General features: G+C 65.0%; 14 protein-coding genes and 1 pseudogene. 10 read left to right on the forward strand and 5 right to left on the reverse strand.

What is annotated here, in order from left to right; genetic code table 11:
• Positions 1-13 precede the first annotated feature (13 nt).
• Entirely contained in the window at positions 14-1483 is a 1470-nt protein-coding gene (locus ABQE89_RS06570) for an aldehyde dehydrogenase family protein (protein ID WP_448415339.1), read from the reverse strand.
• A 75-nt stretch (positions 1484-1558) separates the two neighbouring features.
• Between ABQE89_RS06570 and ABQE89_RS06575 the strand changes: the two genes are divergently transcribed.
• A complete protein-coding gene (locus ABQE89_RS06575; protein WP_448415341.1) occupies positions 1559-3205 on the forward strand; it encodes a GMC family oxidoreductase in 1647 nt (548 codons plus the stop codon).
• 9 nt (positions 3206-3214) lie between these two features.
• On the opposite strand, the gene ABQE89_RS06580 is transcribed toward ABQE89_RS06575, so the two are convergent.
• Entirely contained in the window at positions 3215-3940 is a 726-nt protein-coding gene (locus ABQE89_RS06580) for an enoyl-CoA hydratase/isomerase family protein (RefSeq protein WP_448415343.1), read from the reverse strand.
• A gap of 124 nt (positions 3941-4064) precedes the next feature.
• On the opposite strand from ABQE89_RS06580, the gene ABQE89_RS06585 reads away from it, so the two are divergent.
• From ABQE89_RS06585 to ABQE89_RS06615, 7 genes are all read left to right on the forward strand, one after another.
• Positions 4065-5141 carry an amidohydrolase family protein gene (locus tag ABQE89_RS06585; RefSeq protein WP_448415345.1) on the forward strand — a complete coding sequence of 359 codons (1077 nt, stop codon included), beginning with the start codon at positions 4065-4067 and terminating at the stop codon, positions 5139-5141.
• An 8-nt stretch (positions 5142-5149) separates the two neighbouring features.
• The gene (locus tag ABQE89_RS06590; protein WP_448415347.1) at positions 5150-6166 is read left to right on the forward strand and encodes an acyl-CoA dehydrogenase family protein; all 1017 of its coding nucleotides are present in this window, start codon (positions 5150-5152) and stop codon (positions 6164-6166) included.
• Positions 6166-7332, forward strand: coding sequence for an acyl-CoA dehydrogenase family protein (locus ABQE89_RS06595; RefSeq protein ID WP_448415349.1), 1167 nt, complete (start codon positions 6166-6168; stop codon positions 7330-7332). The genes ABQE89_RS06590 and ABQE89_RS06595 overlap by 1 nt, the downstream gene beginning before the upstream one ends.
• Positions 7333-7365: 33 nt before the next feature.
• Positions 7366-8646 carry an amidohydrolase family protein gene (locus ABQE89_RS06600; RefSeq protein WP_448415351.1) on the forward strand — a complete coding sequence of 427 codons (1281 nt, stop codon included), beginning with the start codon at positions 7366-7368 and terminating at the stop codon, positions 8644-8646.
• Positions 8647-8730: 84 nt separating this feature from the next.
• Positions 8731-10251 carry a class I adenylate-forming enzyme family protein gene (locus tag ABQE89_RS06605; protein WP_448415353.1) on the forward strand — a complete coding sequence of 507 codons (1521 nt, stop codon included), beginning with the start codon at positions 8731-8733 and terminating at the stop codon, positions 10249-10251.
• Positions 10252-10301: 50 nt separating this feature from the next.
• The gene (locus ABQE89_RS06610; protein ID WP_448415355.1) at positions 10302-11519 is read left to right on the forward strand and encodes a cytochrome P450; all 1218 of its coding nucleotides are present in this window, start codon (positions 10302-10304) and stop codon (positions 11517-11519) included.
• A 2-nt stretch (positions 11520-11521) separates the two neighbouring features.
• A complete protein-coding gene (locus ABQE89_RS06615) occupies positions 11522-12355 on the forward strand; it encodes an NAD(P)-dependent oxidoreductase (protein WP_448415357.1) in 834 nt (277 codons plus the stop codon).
• 46 nt (positions 12356-12401) lie between these two features.
• On the opposite strand, the gene ABQE89_RS06620 is transcribed toward ABQE89_RS06615, so the two are convergent.
• From ABQE89_RS06620 to ABQE89_RS06630, 3 genes are read right to left on the reverse strand one after another with little or no spacing between them, the layout of a single operon-like run.
• Positions 12402-13547 (reverse strand): thiolase family protein, encoded by a 1146-nt coding sequence (locus tag ABQE89_RS06620; RefSeq protein WP_448415358.1) that lies wholly within the window; start codon positions 13545-13547, stop codon positions 12402-12404.
• A 29-nt stretch (positions 13548-13576) separates the two neighbouring features.
• On the reverse strand, positions 13577-13996 hold the full coding sequence (locus tag ABQE89_RS06625; RefSeq protein ID WP_448415359.1) for a Zn-ribbon domain-containing OB-fold protein: 420 nt from the start codon (positions 13994-13996) through the stop codon (positions 13577-13579).
• 50 nt (positions 13997-14046) lie between these two features.
• A complete protein-coding gene (locus tag ABQE89_RS06630; protein WP_448415360.1) occupies positions 14047-15264 on the reverse strand; it encodes a CaiB/BaiF CoA transferase family protein in 1218 nt (405 codons plus the stop codon).
• Between the two features lie 274 nt (positions 15265-15538).
• Here ABQE89_RS06630 and ABQE89_RS06635 point away from each other — a divergent pair, with 274 nt between their 5' ends.
• Both ABQE89_RS06635 and ABQE89_RS06640 read left to right on the forward strand, forming a co-directional pair.
• Entirely contained in the window at positions 15539-16222 is a 684-nt protein-coding gene (locus ABQE89_RS06635) for a TetR/AcrR family transcriptional regulator (RefSeq protein ID WP_448415362.1), read from the forward strand.
• Between the two features lie 84 nt (positions 16223-16306).
• A pseudogene (locus tag ABQE89_RS06640) lies at positions 16307-17202 on the forward strand (hypothetical protein).
• The last annotated feature ends 100 nt before the right edge of the window (positions 17203-17302 follow it).

Below are 17302 nucleotides of genomic sequence, written 5' to 3' on the forward strand. Positions count from 1 at the left end.
CGTCAACGGGGGATTACGACGGGATTGCGGCGCCGAAGGTCTTGGTCTGTACGTACTGTTCCAGGCCTTCCAAGCCGCCCTGACGTCCGAAGCCACTCTGCTTGTAGCCGCCGAACGGTGCGTCCGGACCGTAGTACTGGCCGCCGTTGATGCAGGCGCTGCCGGCACGCAGGCGTTCGGCAACCGCGATCGCACGTTCCTCCGAGCCAGCCGCCACCCCGCATGTCAGCCCGTACGGTGAGTCGTTGGCCAGGCGCACCGCGTCATCTTCGTCGTCGAACGGGATCACCACGAGCACCGGCCCGAAGATCTCCTCACGTGCGACTGTCATCGTGTTGTCGACATCGGCCAGCACCGTCGGTTCGACGAAGAACCCTCGCTCGAACCGCTCGGGAACGCCGCCGCCGGTGGCGACCCGCGCCCCCTCCTTGACACCCGTGTCGATGAAGCCGAGCACCCGATCCCGGTGTGCCCTGCTGATCAGCGGCCCCATCATGAACTGCGGGTTGGTCGGGTCGCCGTACCCGACCGCCTGCATCCCGGCGGTCGCGAGATCCACCGCCTCCGCGTATCGCGATCGGGGCACCAGCAGACGGGAGAGCATGCCGCAGCCCTGGCCGGCGTGGAAACACAGGCTCATCGCGACGACGGGAACAGTGGCGGAGAGATCCGCGTCGTCGAGGATGATCTGCGCGTTTTTTCCACCCAGTTCGAGAAAGACGCGCTTGAGGGTGTTCGCGGCGTCGGCCATGATCCGCTTGCCGGTGGCACTCGATCCGGTGAACGAAATCATGTCCACTCGGGGATCGGTGACCAGTTGACGTCCCCGGGCGCCGTCGGCCGAGGTGATGACATTGACCACGCCGTCGGGGAGGTCGGTGGCCTCGGCGACGATGCGGCCCACCGTGGTGGCGGTCCACGGTGTTTCCGGTGAGGCCTTGACCACGACGGTGTTGCCGGTCGCCAACGCCGGGGCGAGCTTGCCCATCAGCACTTCAAATGGATAGTTCCACGGGCTGATGGCGCCGACGACGCCGACGGCTTCCTTGCAGACCCAGCGCCGGTTCCTGACCCCCAACACCTCGTTGTCGGGAAGGTCGCGCGGACGCAGGAAGTCGTCGATCGACGACAGCGACCACGGCAGGGTGTCGTCCAGCGGATTGTCCAACTGCACCATGTGCGTCGACATGACCGGTGCGCCCGCTTCGGCGACCAGGATGGCGCGTAGCGCCTCGCGCTCGGATTCCAGCGCCGACTGCAACTGTCGCAGACAGTGTTTCCGGAGTTCGACGTCGGATGCCCATTCGGTCTGATCGAAGGCGCGGCGCGCCGCGGCGATGGCGCGGTCGGTGTCCGCCGCGGAAGCATCGGGAGCCGTGCCGAGGGTCTCCTCGGTCGCGGGGTTCACGTTGGCGAAAGTCGCACCCGCGTCAGCCTCGGCCAACTTCCCGTTAATGAGCAGCAGATGGTCGCTGTCTGTCATCATGTCCTTTCTGAATGAACCGGGTGCTAGTGTCTCAAACTACACATGCATCTACTCAGAAAATGACGAATGACAATGGTCAGTAATCTAGCAGTGGACTACATCATCGTGGGTGGTGGATCGGCCGGATGTGTGCTCGCCAACCGGTTGAGCGCGGGTGGCAGGCACCCCGTCCTGCTGATCGAGGCGGGCCCCCGGGACCGCTCCCCGTTGTTCCATATTCCCGCCGGCCTCGCCAAGGTGGACAGTCACTGGCGCTTCGTCGATGAACCCGATCCCTCGCGCAACAACCAGACGACGCTATGGATGCAGGGCAAGGTGCTCGGCGGCGGTAGCTCGGTCAACGGCATGATCTGGGTCCGAGGCAATCCGCGCGACTATGACGGCTGGGCACGCGACGGCGCTGCGGGATGGCAGTTCGCCGACCTGCTCGACGACTTCCGTCGGTCGGAGACATACCAGGGTGGCGCCGACGACTGGCGCGGCGGTTCCGGGCCGATCCACGTCAGCGCGGAAGGGGTGGCCCATCCCACCCGCGACCTCTTCATCGAGGCCGCGCAGGTCGCCGGCCACAAGGTATTGGACGACTACAACGGCGGCGACCAGCTCGGAGTCGGTGTGGCGCAGACCAATCAGCGGCGCGGATTGCGGCAGAGCACCTCGGCGGCGTACCTGCGTCCGGCCCGGCATCGGCGCAACTTGCAGATACTGACCAACTGCACCGTCACCAGGGTGCATTTCGACGGTGACCGGGCGGTAGGCGTCAGCCTCGAGAGCCGCGGCAAGGTAATCCGGGCTCGGGCCCGCCGCGAGGTCGTGCTCTCGGCAGGGGCACTGACCTCGCCGAAACTGTTGATGCTGTCCGGCGTCGGCTCGGCCGCGGAACTGAACCGCCACCGCATTCCGGTGGTGGCGGACCTGCCGGGCGTCGGAGCCAACCTGCAGGAACACCCGATCGCGAACATGGTCTGGAACATGAAGATCCCGACCCTCAACGTGGAGATGGGACCGAAGGACATGCTCCGAGCGGCGGTTGCCTTCGCCTCACGCGGCGGCGGAGCGATCTCCTCGCCCGCGGCCCATGCGCTGCTGTTCGCCAAGCTGCACGAGGACAGCACCCGGCCCGACTACGAAGGGCTGTTCATGGCGATGGGCCTGTGCGGTTCGGGCATTGACAAGTCGGCGGAAGTGCTGTCGCACAGCGGCAGCCACGATGTCGCGGCCATGCAGATGCTCGACCGGCCCGCCGTCACCGTCGTCAACACCGTGTTGCATCCGCGTTCGCGGGGGCGGGTCAGGTTGCGCTCGGCGGATCCGTCGGACCTGCCGATCCTGGAGCACCAGTTGCTGGCCGACCGCCGCGACCTCGACGACCTGATGGCCGGCTGCCGACTGGCCCGCAGCGTGATGGAAAGCGAACCGATCGCCCGGCACGTGAAGAGCGAGGCGCTTCCGGGCGCGGCCGTGCAGACCGACGGAGACTGGGAGGCGTTCCTGCGTCAATCGGCGTGGGGCGCATCTCACCCGATGGGCACCTGCAAGATGGGCAGCTCGACCGATGCGGTGGTCGACGCCGAACTGCGAGTCCACGGTCTGCGGGGGCTGCGCGTGGTCGATGCCTCGATCTTTCCCACCGCGCCCAGCGGCAACACGAATGCGCCGACGATCGCGGCCGCCGAGAAGGCGGCGAAGATGATGCTGGCCGACGCCGGCCGGACGTGACGTGTGTCACTAGCGATCGCCGCGAATCGCCTGGTGATAGACGCTGTGCAAGGCGGGGCCCTGGCGGATCGCGGCGGCGGTCGCGCTGTCCACCCAGCTGTTGACGGCCTGCTTGGCCACAGCCAGCGCCGCCGGCGAGGCGGTCGCGATCTTCTCGGCGAGTTCGTCCACTCTGCCTGCCAGTGACTCGTCGTCGACGACGTCGACGGCCAGGCCCAGGCGCACGGCCTCCGCACCGTCGACGAGGCGGCCGGTGAACAACAGTTCTTTGGTGCGGGCCGGCCCCAGCAGGTGTGGCCAGAAGCCGAGAGTGGGTGGCAACGCGAACTCCCTGACCTCGGGCATGCCGAACCGCGCGCTCTCGCCGCACACGATCAGGTCGCAGCAGCCGACGAGTTCATTGGCGACGCCCAGGCAGTAGCCGTGGACCTGGGCGATCAACGGCTTGGCGAAATCGCGGATCCTCATCCATCGCTGCACCCGCGCCGTGTTGTTCGCCAGATCGGCCGCCGCGTCGCCGAGGTCCCCGGCGCGCTTCATATCGTCAAGGTCGAATCCCGAGCAGAACGCGCGGCCTGCGCCGGAGATCACCACACACACCGTGTCGGTGTCGGCGGCCGCGTCCTCGAGTTCCGCGACGAGCAGTTCCTCCATCGCCGCCGTCATCGCGTTGAGCTTCTCCGGCCGGTTGAGGATCAGGCGCCGTACGGCACCGGTCTGCTCCAGTGTTATCACGCTCAATCCTCCCCTGGGCCATGAGTGCGATGCCAATGTATCAAAAGATGGACATAGTCATTACCGCTGAAGTACATTCACGATTACCCAAGTCGTCAACAACGTTCAGCACCTCGAGGTGAGCATGGATTTCTCGTCAGTCGCCCTCATATCCGCAGACGCACATGTAGAGGAGCCGCACGACCTCTGGTGGGACAACCTGCCCGAGAGTCTGAGGGGCGATGCGCCCCGAATGATCCAGGCCAAGGGCGACGGGGGTTGGGAACTGATGATCAACGGTGCACCACGCGGGTGGGGCACCGCCGAGTTGGAGCGAATCCAGAACCTGGATGCGGATCGTCGCGTGGAGGTGATGCTCTCCGACGGCATCGCGGGCGAATGCATCTTCCCCACCATCGGTCTGTACCTGTGGAACATGACGAACGCCGAGTCCGGTGCCGCATGCTGTCGCATCTACAACGAGTGGATCTACGATCTGTTGGAGAAGCGATCGCCGCGGTTTCGTTGTGCGGGGGTGGTACCGACCTGGGACGTCGACGTCGCGGTGTCAGAAGTCGAGCACATCGCCGAGATCGGGCTCGCCGCGGCCATGCTGCCGCTCGTCGGCGAACCGCCCTACAACCACCCGCGGTGGGAACCACTGTGGACGGCGATCAACGACACCGGTCTGCCGATCGTCATGCATCAGGGCACTGGCCACGACATGGTGTTCTACCGTGGGCCAGGGGCTTCGGTGTCGAATCTGCTTGCCACCCAATCGATGGCGCCGCGCACGGCGGGCCTGCTCACCACCTCCGGGCTGTTCGAACGCTACCCCGATCTGCATGTGGTGATGGTCGAGGTCAATGCCAGCTGGATCCCGTGGGCCATGTCCACTCTGGACTTCTACACCGACGCCTTCATGGGGTACGGCTGGGTCAAACCGGAGCTTCCCCGTAAGCCCAGCGAATACCTCGTCCGCAACATCCACGCCACATTCCAAGACGACCCGGCGGCCATCAACGGTCTACCGCTCACCGGCCCCGGCCCGCTGCTGTGGGGCTCGGATTATCCGCACGACGAGGGCACCTTTCCCAATTCGCGCGAGGTGGTGCGGCGCCTGTTCGCGGACGTGCCCTTCGACGACACCAAGAAGATGGTCGGGGGCACCACGGCCGAACTGTTCAACTTCGACATGTCGCAGCTGCGGCCGGTGGGCTGACCATCGTTATGCAACTGATCTTCGACGAAATAGAGGAACAGGTCGCCAAGACTTTTCGGGTGCTCCTCGAACGCGAGGCGACAACCGAGCGGATACGTGAGGTTGAGAGCTCCCATAGCGGAGCCGACGGGCACCTATGGCACCTGCTGATCGGCGCAGGCGCGCTCGACGTCGGGCTGCCTGGAGACGCCGGCGGTCTGCTGCTCGCCTCGATCGTCGCCGAGATGATCGGCGAACATCTCGCTCCCGCACCGTTCACCCCGGCGACGTGCGCGTACCGGTTGGCGGCCGATCCTGCGGCCCGCTGCGGCGCTCATGTAGCGGAAATTGCCTCGGGAACAACGCTTCTCACAGTGGTGCCAATGCAGGGGCGGGTCACCGAAGACGCCGTGCTGGTGCCTGCCGGCACTGTCGCCGACGCAGCACTGACCCATGACGCCACCGGGCTGTGGTGGCATCCACGGCCGGACGGCGTGGTGCGCCCGCAGACGCTTGACGCTGGCTGCAGCGCCCTGTGGCCTGTTGACTCCACCGACAGACGGCTGCTCGCGTCGGGTGCGGCAGCGGACGGGTTGTGGGCGGCGCTGCAGAGCGATATCCGGGTGCTGATCGCTGCCGAACTCGTCGGAATGGCAAGTCGCGCCATCGAGATCGCAGTGGACTACGCCCGCACCCGGGTTCAGTTCGGCAGACTGATCGGGTCTTACCAGGGGGTGTCGCATCCGCTGGCCGACGCCGCAACGGCCGTCGAGGGCGCCCGGCTGTTGGTGCGTAAGGCGGCGTGGTCAATCGACGAGCAGGAACCAGACAGCCAAGCGCTTGCCGCCATGGCGTTCGTCAATGCCTGGGAAATCTCACAGCAGACCGTGACACACTGCCTTCGCGTGCACGGCGGTTACGGGTTCATGACCGAGTACGACATTGGGATGTACTACCGGCGCGCCAAGGCGTTGCCCTTGCTGGTCGGCGCCTATCAGCAGGAACTGGCCCGTCTGGGTGAGCTTCTCTACGGGTCGGGAACCTGATGAATTTCCGGGAAGCACAGGGCATCAGCGCCATCCGTGCGCAGGCTCGAGAATTCGCGGCCGAGCACGTCACCGAGGCGGTTCGCGAGCACGAGTACCGCACCGGTGACGGCGTGAACCTGGACATCCATCGAGCCATGGGCCGGCGGGGCTGGATCCTGTCCCGCTTTCCCGAGCAGGAGGGCGGAGCGGGGCTCACTGCCGGCGAGGCCGACGCGCTGTTGTTCGAGCTGACCGCTGCGGGCGTACCCACCGTCGGCCCCAAGGCGACCCCGATGGCGGCCGCCGCGATCCGCGCATGGGGCGGCGCCGAGCTCAAGGCGAAGGTTCTACCCGAGATCGCCCGCGGCGAGAGTCTGGTCTGTCTCGGCTACACCGAGCCCGGTTCGGGGTCCGACGTGGCGGCCGCCAAGACGCGAGCTGTCCGGGACGGTGACGAGTGGATCATCAACGGGCAGAAGGTCTTCACTACCTTCGCCCATCTCGCCCGCTACTGCTTCCTGCTCACCAGAACCGATCCGCAACAACCCAAGCACCGCGGCCTCACCATGTTCCTCGCCCCACTGGAGTCCCCCGGGATCGAAATCCAACCGGTGCACACCCTGGGCGGTGAGCGCACCAACGTTGTCTACTACACCGACGTTCGGATTCCCGATTCTCACCGGCTCGGCGAAGTCAACGAAGGATGGCGGGTGTTGCGCGTAGCCATCGAGGAAGAGCACACCGGCGGTCTGGTGCCCGAGTCCCTTGTCGTCACCGCCGCGATCGAGAAGTGGGCGCAGACCGAAACTCCCGACGGCACCACGCCGCTCGACGACCCGGCGGTGCGCACCACGCTGGCCCAGGTCCGCATCCGAAACGAGGTGGCCGCTCTGATGGGCGCACTGCAGAGCAACCGGCTGGACAGCGGGATCCCGCTTGGCTTGATCGGGCCGATGGCGGCCTTGTACGGCACGGAAAGCTATCTCCGAAATGCGCAGCAAGCGCTCGACCTGTGCGGCCCCGCAGGCGTATTGCAGCGCGGGGAGTCCGGTGCGATCGACAACGGCACGATCGAGCACCTCTACCGTGCTGCGGTCGCCTCGACCATCTACGGCGGAACCAGCGAGGTGATGAGGGAACAGATCGCCGCGCGAGCCCTGGGTCTGCCGCGACTCAAAGATTGATTGATTGTCCACACTCACCAGAAGGAGCAAGAGATGTCCGAGATGCGCTTGGAAGACATGATCATCATCAGCGTCGACGACCATACGATCGAGCCGCCCGATGTGTACAAGAACCATGCTCCGGCGAAATACCGGGACCGGATGCCCAAGGCCGTGGTCACCGACAAGGGTGTGGAGGAATGGGTCTGGGAGGGTGAGAGCAACGGAAACCTCGGCCTCAATGCCGTTATCACGTGGCCCAAGAACGAATGGGGTTTCGATCCCGTCGGCTATGCCGAGATGCGGCCGGGTTGCTACGACATCCACAAGCGCGTCGAGGACATGAATGCCGGCGGCATCGCCATGTCAATGTGCTTTCCGACCTTCACCCGGTTCAGCGGTGCGTTCTTCAACACTGTCGCGGACAAGGAGTTGGCCGCCGCGGCCGTATCGGCTTACAACGACTGGCACATCGAGGAGTGGGCGGGCGCATACCCGGATCGGTTCATTCCGCTGGCCATTCCGATGGCCTGGGACGCCGAGCTGTCCGCTCAGGAGGTGCGTAGACTCGCCAGGAAGGGCTGCCACGCAATCGTTTTCACCGAGCAGCCGGTTGACCTGGGAATGCCCAGCATCCACAGCGGCTACTGGGATCCGTTCTTCAAGGCATGTGCGGACGAGGGCACCCGTATCTGTATCCACGTCGGGTCCAGCGGTGTGCTCCCGCAGACCGCACCGGACGCCCCGATCGACGTCCCTGTCACGCTGGCGACCATGCAGACCATGAAGCCGATGATGGACTTCATGTTCAGCCACGTGTTCCACGAATTCCCAGACCTCAAGATCGCACTGTCTGAAGGGGGCGCAGGCTGGCTCCCCTACGTCCTGGATCGTCTCGACCGCCATGTCGACAACCACCGATGGACTGGACACAAGTTCGACAAGACCACCCCGACCGAGATGTTCCGCGAGCACTTCCTCGCATGCGTGGTGGCCGACCCGGCCGCCGTCGACATGCGGGACCGCATCGGCATCGAGAACATCTCGATCGAAGTCGACTATCCGCACTCCGATGCTCAGTGGCCCTGGGCCCCGGAGGTGTTCTGGAAGGACTTCAAGGATGGTTGTGCCACCGACGCCGACATCAACATGATGTCGCATGAGAACGCGATCCGGTTCTTCAACCTTCCCTCGCTGACCGACAACCAACGCAAGGAGTTCACGGTCGGCGCCCTTCGCGCGAAAGCAGCCCACGTGGACACCTCGACGACGACGCGTGCCGAGTACAAGGAGCGGTTCTACGCGGCCAGAGCGAAGGCCGACGCCGGCGTCTGACCGACGGGTGGGCACTGCGACCGCGAAACGGGTTGAGCAATGGATCAAACGGCCACGGATCAAACGGCCACGGCGGGATGGCTGTTGACCCACGCAGCGGAGCGCTGGCCCCACCGAGAAGCATTGGTGCTCGGCGAGAACCGGTTGACGTACCTCGATCTGTACCAACGCAGTGAGACCGTCGCCCACGGCTTGATCGGCTGCGGGCTGAAACCGGGCGACCGCCTGCTCTGGCAACTGCCGAACCGCCTCGAGAGCGTTATCCTGCACTTCGCTGCCTGGCGCATCGGACTGGTCAGCATGCCCGTGGTGCCGGTGTACCGAGAACACGAGCTGCGCTCCATTCTGGCCGACAGCCAACCGCAGGCCGTCGCGTTCTGCGGGACTTCCGACGAGGTTTTGGGCAAGGTCGCGCTGGCCGGGCAGGAGGCCACGCGGGCGGGCCACCCTGCCCCTCTGGTGATCGACCTGGACGGCCACGGTCTGCCCACAGGCACCGGCGCGCGGCTGCCGGACCCGCCGGGGCCCGACGAGCCGGATCTGATCCTGTTCACCTCCGGTACCACCAGCGCACCGAAAGGCGCGGTGCACTGTGGTCGGACGGTGATGGCGGAGGCGAATTCGTGGCTGACGACCATCGGGCTCGACAGCGACATGGTCGCCCTCATGGGTGCACCGATCAGCCACATCGCCGGGCTGCTCACGGCCGTGATCGTGCCGGTGCTGGCCGGCGGGCGCGCGGTCATCATGCCGCGGTGGGATCCGGACACCGCCGTCAAGCTCATCGACCGGGAGGCGGTGACGATTTCTGCGGGCGCGTCGGTGTTCCTGCGCGACCTCGTCGAGCGCTACGAAAATCCGGCGTTCACCGGGCTCCGCCTGTCCGTATTCCTCGGTGGCGGAAGCAATGTCGACCCGGACCTGGTCTATCGTGCCGACGCCCTGGGTATCAGGGCGTTCCGATCGTGGGGTATGACAGAGGCGCCTTCACTCACCCTCGCCAGCCCTTCCGAGCCGCTGGAACGGCGGGCGAACTTCGACGGTCGTGTCGTGGCAGGCGCCCAGGTGCAGGCGGTCGACGATCATCGCCGGCCGCTTCCACCCGGGGAGCAGGGCGAGCTGCGGTTGCGCTGCCTCGAGCAGATGCTCGGCTACCTCAAGCCCGAGCACACGGCCGCCAGCGTCGACGCCGAGGGTTGGTATTACAGCGGCGATATCGGAAGCGTCACCGAGGACGGCTGGGTTCGCGTCACCGGCCGCAAGAAGGACATCATCAACCGCGGAGGCGAAAAGTTCTCGGCGCGCGACATCGAAGAAGTGATCGTGCGGCATCCGGCCATCTCCATGGCCGCCGTCATTGCGACGCCGGATCCTCGGCTGGGAGAGCAGGTCACGGGCATCGTGACACTGCGCGACGGCTGGCAGTGGCCGGGCCGCGCGCACTTGGCCGCGCATCTCGACGGATCGGGGCTAGCCCGTCAGAAGTTCCCGCAGGCGTGGCGCGTGGTCGACGAGATTCCGATGACGCCCTCGGGCAAGGCCCAGAAGCATTTGCTGTTGCAGATGTGGCACGACGTGTTGGCCGATTCACCTGAACTCGAATGACACACCCGGGCTGAGCTTTTCATTGAGATCGCGTAAAAAAGGAGACGAGCATGGCAGAGCAGTACGGAGGTGCCTTCGGATTCGGGTTCGATCCCGAGGACGTGGCCCGCTTCCGCGACGCGGAACATCAACCCTATCTGGCGCAACTCGCAGCGACTTGTCCGGCGCGGCGCACAGGCGACGGATCACTGCAGGTGTTGCGGATGGCCGAGGTACGCGAGTTCAACCATCATCCATCGGTGGAGGCATTTTCGTTGGCCAACAAGATGTCTGACGAACTCGGCCTCGGGGCGCAACGGGATCTGATTCCGTTGAACTACAACGGTGAGGAGCACAAGAGCTATCGGCGGGTGCTCGACCCCCTTTTCGCGCCCCAGCAGGTCAAGGTGTTCGAGCCGGCGGTGCGCACGTTGACCAACGAGTTGATCGACACGTTCATCGATCGCGGTGAGGCCGACGTCTACGACGGGTTCTGCGCGATCCTGCCCGCCACGATCTTCTGCCGCATCGTCGGTATACCGGACTCCGATGTCGCGATGTTCATCCAGAACAAGAACGACCTCCTTCGCGTCGAACCCGGTGAACCCATGGAGAAGACGGTAGAGCGTCAGAACATGGCGGGAATGAAGTGCTACATGTACTTCAATGACGTGCTGGAGAAGCGGGCCGCCGCCGACCACAAGAGCGATGACCTTCTCACCTGGCTCACCGAGGCCGAACGCAACGGTGAAAAGCTGACCCGCGAGGAAGTGCTAGACATCCTCTTTCTCTTGATGATCGCCGGGTTGGACACGGTGGCCGCGACGCTCTCGTGTGCTCTGTCCTGGCTGGCTCGCCACCCCGAGCGGCGTAAGGAGATCGTCGCCGACCCGTCCTTGTGGCCGCAGGTCGTCGAGGAGATTCTGCGCACCGAGACGCCGGTACCGGCGACGACCCGGATCGCGGTGAAGGACGTCGAAATCGCCGGGCACCAGGTCGAGGCCGGGACAGCCGTCCATTTCTCCTGGGCCGCAGCGAATCTGGACCCTGACACGTTCGATAACCCACTGGAGGTGGACTTCACCCGTAAGCGCAGCCCGCACGTCGCTTTCGCCAGCGGGTTTCACCGCTGCCTGGGGTCCCATCTGGCTCGCCTCGAACTGAGAACGGCCCTTGACGAGTTTCACCAACGCATTCCCGAGTACCGGCTCCAGCCGGGGGCGACGCTGGAGTACGAGACCCTGCCTGTGCGGCTGGTGCGCCCGTTGCCGTTGGAGTGGGAGGCGTAGGGATGCGGGTCGGGTTCATCGGTCTCGGAGATCAGGGCGGGCCGATGGCCCGCCGGGTCATCGATGCCGGCCATCCGGTGACGTTGTGGGCGCGTAGGGCGGAATCACTGGCACCGTACACCGATACGTCCGCCGAGACCGCTGCCTCGCCGCGGGAACTCGGCAAGGTGTCCGACGTCGTGTGCATATGTGTGGTCGACGAAGCCGGAGTACGGCAGGTACTGCTCGGCGACGACGGCGTGCTGGCCGGCCTGTCCGCCGGGGGGATGGTCGCCGTTCACAGCACCATCAGCCCCGGCGCGTGTGGCGAACTGGCGGAGACTGCACGCGAAGTCGGTGTCGACTTCATCGATGCGCCGGTGAGTGGGGGCGGCCAGGCGGCGGCCGCCGGTCGGCTGCTGGTGATGGTCGGCGCCGGTGCCCGTGTCTTCGAGAAATGCCGGCCGGTCTTCGAGAGCTACGGCGATCCGGTGCTGCACGTCGGTGACGTCGGCACGGCTCAACGAGTCAAGCTGATCAACAACGCGATGATGGCCGCCAACACCGCCGTCGCACTGCACGCCTTGGAACTGGCCGATGCGTTGGGCGTGGATCGCTCGGCCGCCGCGACGGCGATTCGGCACGGTTCCGGCCACAGCCGTGCACTGGATCTTCTCGGCCAGTTCGAGTTGCGCCGCGAGGCCTTCCCTGATCACGCTGTGGCGTTGTTACGCAAGGATGTTCAGTTGATGCTCGCGCTGGACCGTGCCGTCGGCGACGGCGCGGGTGAAGCACTGGCCGACGTCGCGCAGAGCCTGCTTGGCGAGAACAACCCGTCACAACTCTCCGCGAGGTGAAGATGCGCCGATGAATCGCCGTACATCCCCCGACTGAACGCCCCGGTCAGGTCGTCACGATCGACACCGCGGCGGTGCCGGGCGCGCCGTAGACCTGGGCATAGCCGACCTTCGGCGAGCCGGGCACCTGGTGTTCTTCGGCCTTTCCGCGCAACTGCAGCACCAACTCGTACATCTGGCGCAGACCTGACGCCCCGATCGGCTCACCGTTGGCGATCAGTCCACCGTCGGTATTGACCGGCATACTTCCGCCGATCTCCGTTGCGCCGTCGGCGATCAGCTTCTCCTGTTCGCCGTCGGCGCAGAACCCGTTCTCGGCCATGTGAATGACCTCGGCGCCGGCGTCGGTGTCCTGAAGCTGGATGACGTCGACGTCGTCGGGTGCGATCCCGGCCGTCTCGTAGGCGTCCCTGGACGCATACACCGTCGGCGAGAATTCCTCCTCGACGGCCGCGCAGGTGTTGTGCACCTCGTAGGCCCCGTAGCGCCGCGTCCTGATCTCGGTTGCGCGCAGATACACCGGTTGCCTGGTGAATCGCGAGGCGATCTTGGCGTTGCACATCACGACGGCGGCGGCACCCTCGTCCGGTGCGCAGAACATGTACTGTGTCAGCGGATAGTTGAGCATGCGCGAGTTCAGGATCGTCTCTTCGGGAATCACCGTGCGCCGGAACGCCCTCGGGTTCAACGATCCGTTTCGATAGTTCTTGGCCGCTACCCTTGCCAGGGTCTCCATGGAGATGTCGTGATCGTGCAGGTAGCGGTTGATCTTCATGCCGAAGAACTTGGTGGTGAGGAACTGCCCGTTCTCGGCATACCAGGCGGGCAGCCCCAGCACCCGCGGGTCGGCGGTGAATGCCCCGCGGGGGTGCTTGTCGGTTCCGATCGCGATGCCGATGTCGTATTTGCCAACCCGGATCGTGTTGGCCACCTGCTCGATGTTGCTGGCGGCGCTGGCACAGGCGTTCTGGACATTGGTGAACGGAATACCGGTCAGGCCCAGAAGCCCCGTCACCGCGTCGACGTTGTTCACTTCGAAGCTGCTGCCGACTCCGAATTGGATGTCCTTCCACTGGAGTCCGGCATCGTCAAGTGCGAATTGGGCAGCGTCGGCAGCCATCTCGATGCCCGACTTGTCTCCGTGCCGGCCGAACGGGTGCAGACCCACTCCGATGATCGCGACGTCGTTCATGTGTTCACTCCTGGCTTCGTATCGTTGGTTCAGACCGGTTGGAAAGCCCACGTGAGGATTTCGTCACCGTTGTCGTCGGTGTAGAACGGAATGAAGACGAGTTCGACTTCCATCCCGAACCGCAACTTGGCCGGATCGGCCTCGGTGAGGCGCGCCTCCACCCGGACGGCGTCGCCGAGTTGGACGAGCCCGACCCCGAACGGCGTGAACGTCTCGTCCGTCTCCCCGCCGGCGTACGGTTGCTTGGGCACGAATCCCTGGGTCGTCCACGCCACCAACGTGCCCCGCCGGGGAAGCCGCTCCTCGGATACGTCGGGACTGCTACAGCGCGAGCAGCGGTTCTGCTTCGGCCACACTACCGCGGTGCACTCGGCACACTTGCTGCCGACCAACTGTGGGTTATCGTCCGGCCAGGTCGAGACTTCCGGTGCCAGCACCTTTGTGGCCAATTGTCGTCCTCCGTGAACTAGTGGTGTTCGGCATGCGTACTGTCGGATGACTAGGCGACCCCGCCGTCGATTTTGAGCTTGATGATGGCCTCGTCGTCCAAGCCGAGTTCGTCGCGCAGGATCTGGTCCCCGTGCTCGTTGAAGTCGGGTGCCCGGCGGGTGGCGCAGGACCGCTCGTCGAATTGGACAGGTGTGGCGGCCAGTTCGAACTCCACTCCGCTGCTCGACTGGGCAGTGATCATGTAGTCGTTCGCTCGTACCTGCGGATCGTCGGCAACCTCGACGCTGTCCTGGACGATGGCCCACTGTCCTGTGAAGCCCGTGGTTCGCAGTCGCCGCACCCACTCGGCGAGGTCGTGCCTGCCGATCTCGTCGGCGACAATTCGCGCCGCGACGGGCGCGTTCTCGGCCAGTAGCGCGGCGCTTTCGAAACGCGGATCGGCAGCCAACTCGGCGCGATTTATCAGCGTTGCCACCTCAGGCCAGTACTTGAGCCCTTGGAGCATCGTGAAATTCAGCCATCTACCGTCGGCTGTGCGGTAACTGGTGGCCAGCGGATTGCGGAGATGGTCAAAGCCCAGGGGCGGCTGTTCCCACTTCTGACCGGTCTGCCGAGACAGTGCGATGCCAGCCCCCATGGCCCATACCCCCGCGCCGAGCAGGGAGACGTCGAGCACGCAGGGCTCGCCGGTCCGTTCCCGACGCAGCAGGGCGGCCGCGATACCCCCGGCGATGGTCATCGCGCCGATCGAGTCGCCGAAGGCCGGCGCCGGCTGATTGAGCACCCCGGCGTCCTCGGAGGGCATCACGCCGGCCGCGCCGCCGGCCCGACACCAGAACGCGGTCATGTCATATCCGCCGGCCTCGGACTCGTCCCCGCGCGGCCCGGTCGCCGAGCCTCGCGCGTAGATGATCGATGAATTCCTGCGCTGAATGTCGTCCACATCGATGCCCAGGTGCGCCCGCATCGACGGCGGCTTGTTGGTGATGAAGACATCTGCCTGCGCCACCAGGCGGTATAACACGTCACGGCCGCCAGCGTTGGTCAGATCCAGCCCGATGCTGCGCTTGCCCCGGTTGGAGTGCTCCAGCAGCACGTGGACTCCGCCGCTGAGGTCGATCACCCCGGTGCTGGCCAGACCTCGCATCGCGTCGCCGCGCTCCGCATGTTCCACCTTGATCACGTCGGCGCCCCAGTCGGAGAGCACCGCCGAGGCGGCGGGCACGAACGTGTGCTCGGCTACCTCGAGGACGCGAACTCCATCCATCACATGGGCCACATCCACTCCTGTTCGGTGGCTCGGCGCGGGATTCGCAGCTTTGTCAGCAGACGGTAACGTACGATAACAGAATCAGAGCAAGCAGGTAGTCCTTTCTTGCCCAGCCGAGGTTGTGCCGGCGACAGGCACGGCCCCCGCCGATTGCCTGCGATTGCGGCTTCTACGTGCGGCGCATCACAACGACACATCCGGTTGACACGCTATGGCGGCCTATAGTCTGTAGCAGGTTCGTACACCGATATTGCTTAGAGAGCAGCGACACATGACTGACACCGCCAATAAAACCGCCGCACAGGGGTGGCGCAGTCGCACTGTCGAGAGGTCTTTGCAGACGGCGCGTGAGCGCGCCGTCAAACGCGGCTCTCGCTATATCGCGGCAGCGCAGGAGCTGCTCGCAAAGACCAATCGCCCGGATTTCACGCTGCAGGACGTGGTGGATCAGTCGCGATCGTCGATGCGCACGTTCTACCTCCACTTCGCCAGCAAGGACGACCTCCTCCTCGCCGTCCTCGAGGAGGAGATCGTCGCGTTCGTGGATATGACGCGAAAGGCCATCACCGCGTCGAAGTCGAAAGACCCCCTCGAACATCTCAATATCATGGTCAAAACCTTGATGTCCGAGATCAGTTCGGAATCATCACACGGACGGGTCAGCCGCGCTCTCTCCATCTATTACATGCGCCTCTTCGAATCGAATCCAGAAGAGCTCGCGCACGTGATGCGGCCGTGGTACGAGTTAACGCTGGAGATTCTCCGCAACGGCGTCGACGCCGGCACGGTGCGCGACGACATCTCGGCCGAGAAGCTGGCCGAACTGGTCATGCGGGTCACCGTTTCCACCGCGCACTCTCAGACGCTCGGTGGGAGGCCCACGGGCACAGAACCCATTACCGCGGCCGATGCCTGGCGGTTCTGTCTCGGCGGCGTTAGCCAGCCTGGCCAGTGAGCTGACCAGTCCACGCATCACAGAAAACTACATACGGCCCTTTCCGATCCTGACTACCTCTGCTGTTCACGCAATGCTCATTGCATGATCCGGGCTGTCGAGACCTCGATTTTCGATGCGGACCAGCACATGTACGAGTCGCCGGAGGCCCTGACGAAGTTCCTTCCGGAGCGCAACCGCGGGCGGTGCAGTTTGTGCAGGTCGGAAAGCGGACAAGGGTGTCGATTCTGAACCGAATCACCGACTACATCCCGAATCCCACGTTCGAGCGGGTGGCCGCGCCAAGTACCCACGAGGCCTACTACGCCAGCCGCAACACCGAGGGTTTGACTCTTCGCCAACTCACCGGCACGCCGATCGAGGCTCCGCAGGCCTCCCGAAACCCCGAGGATCGCGTCAAGGAGCTGGATCGGTGGGGCGTCGACCAGTGCCTGAACTACCCGACGCTGGCGAACCTCGTCGAGCACGCCGCCGCCGAAGACCCCGAGCCCACCGCGCCCGTCATCCACGCGATCAACCAGTGGATGCGGGAGCACTGGGGCTTTGCCTTCGCTGACCGGATGTTCAGCACGCCCGTCATCACGCTCGGCATTCTCGATGAGGCGCTGCGCGAACTGGAGTACGTGCTCCAAGCCGGCGCGAAGGTCGCCCTGATCAGGTCCGCACCGGGGGAAGATGCCGCAGAATTTCGACGAGCACCCGGTCGACGTGTTTCGCCGCAACGTCTGGGTGTCACCGTTCTGGGAGGGTTCGGTGGCCGACGTCGTGGACCTGGTCGGCTGGGACAAGGTGATGTTCGGGCCGGACTGGTCGCACCCCGAAGGGTTGGAAACACCAAGGGCCTCTTCAACTACGCAGAAGAGATGGATGCGCGCCGAACCTACGACTTCATGTGCGACAACGCGCGACGTTTCATGGGAATGGCGATACTCAACCCGGACCCCGGTGCAGCGGCGACTCTGCAGTCTTCGGGCGCGTAGGCCGATCCGCCGCAGCGCCTTTCGCACCCTACTGATCGTTGACGAAAGCCGGTCGATCGTTGCGAACCGCCTATGCCTAAGCTGTGAGCCTGAACGGGTT

This window comes from Mycolicibacterium sp. XJ1819, assembly GCF_053483675.1.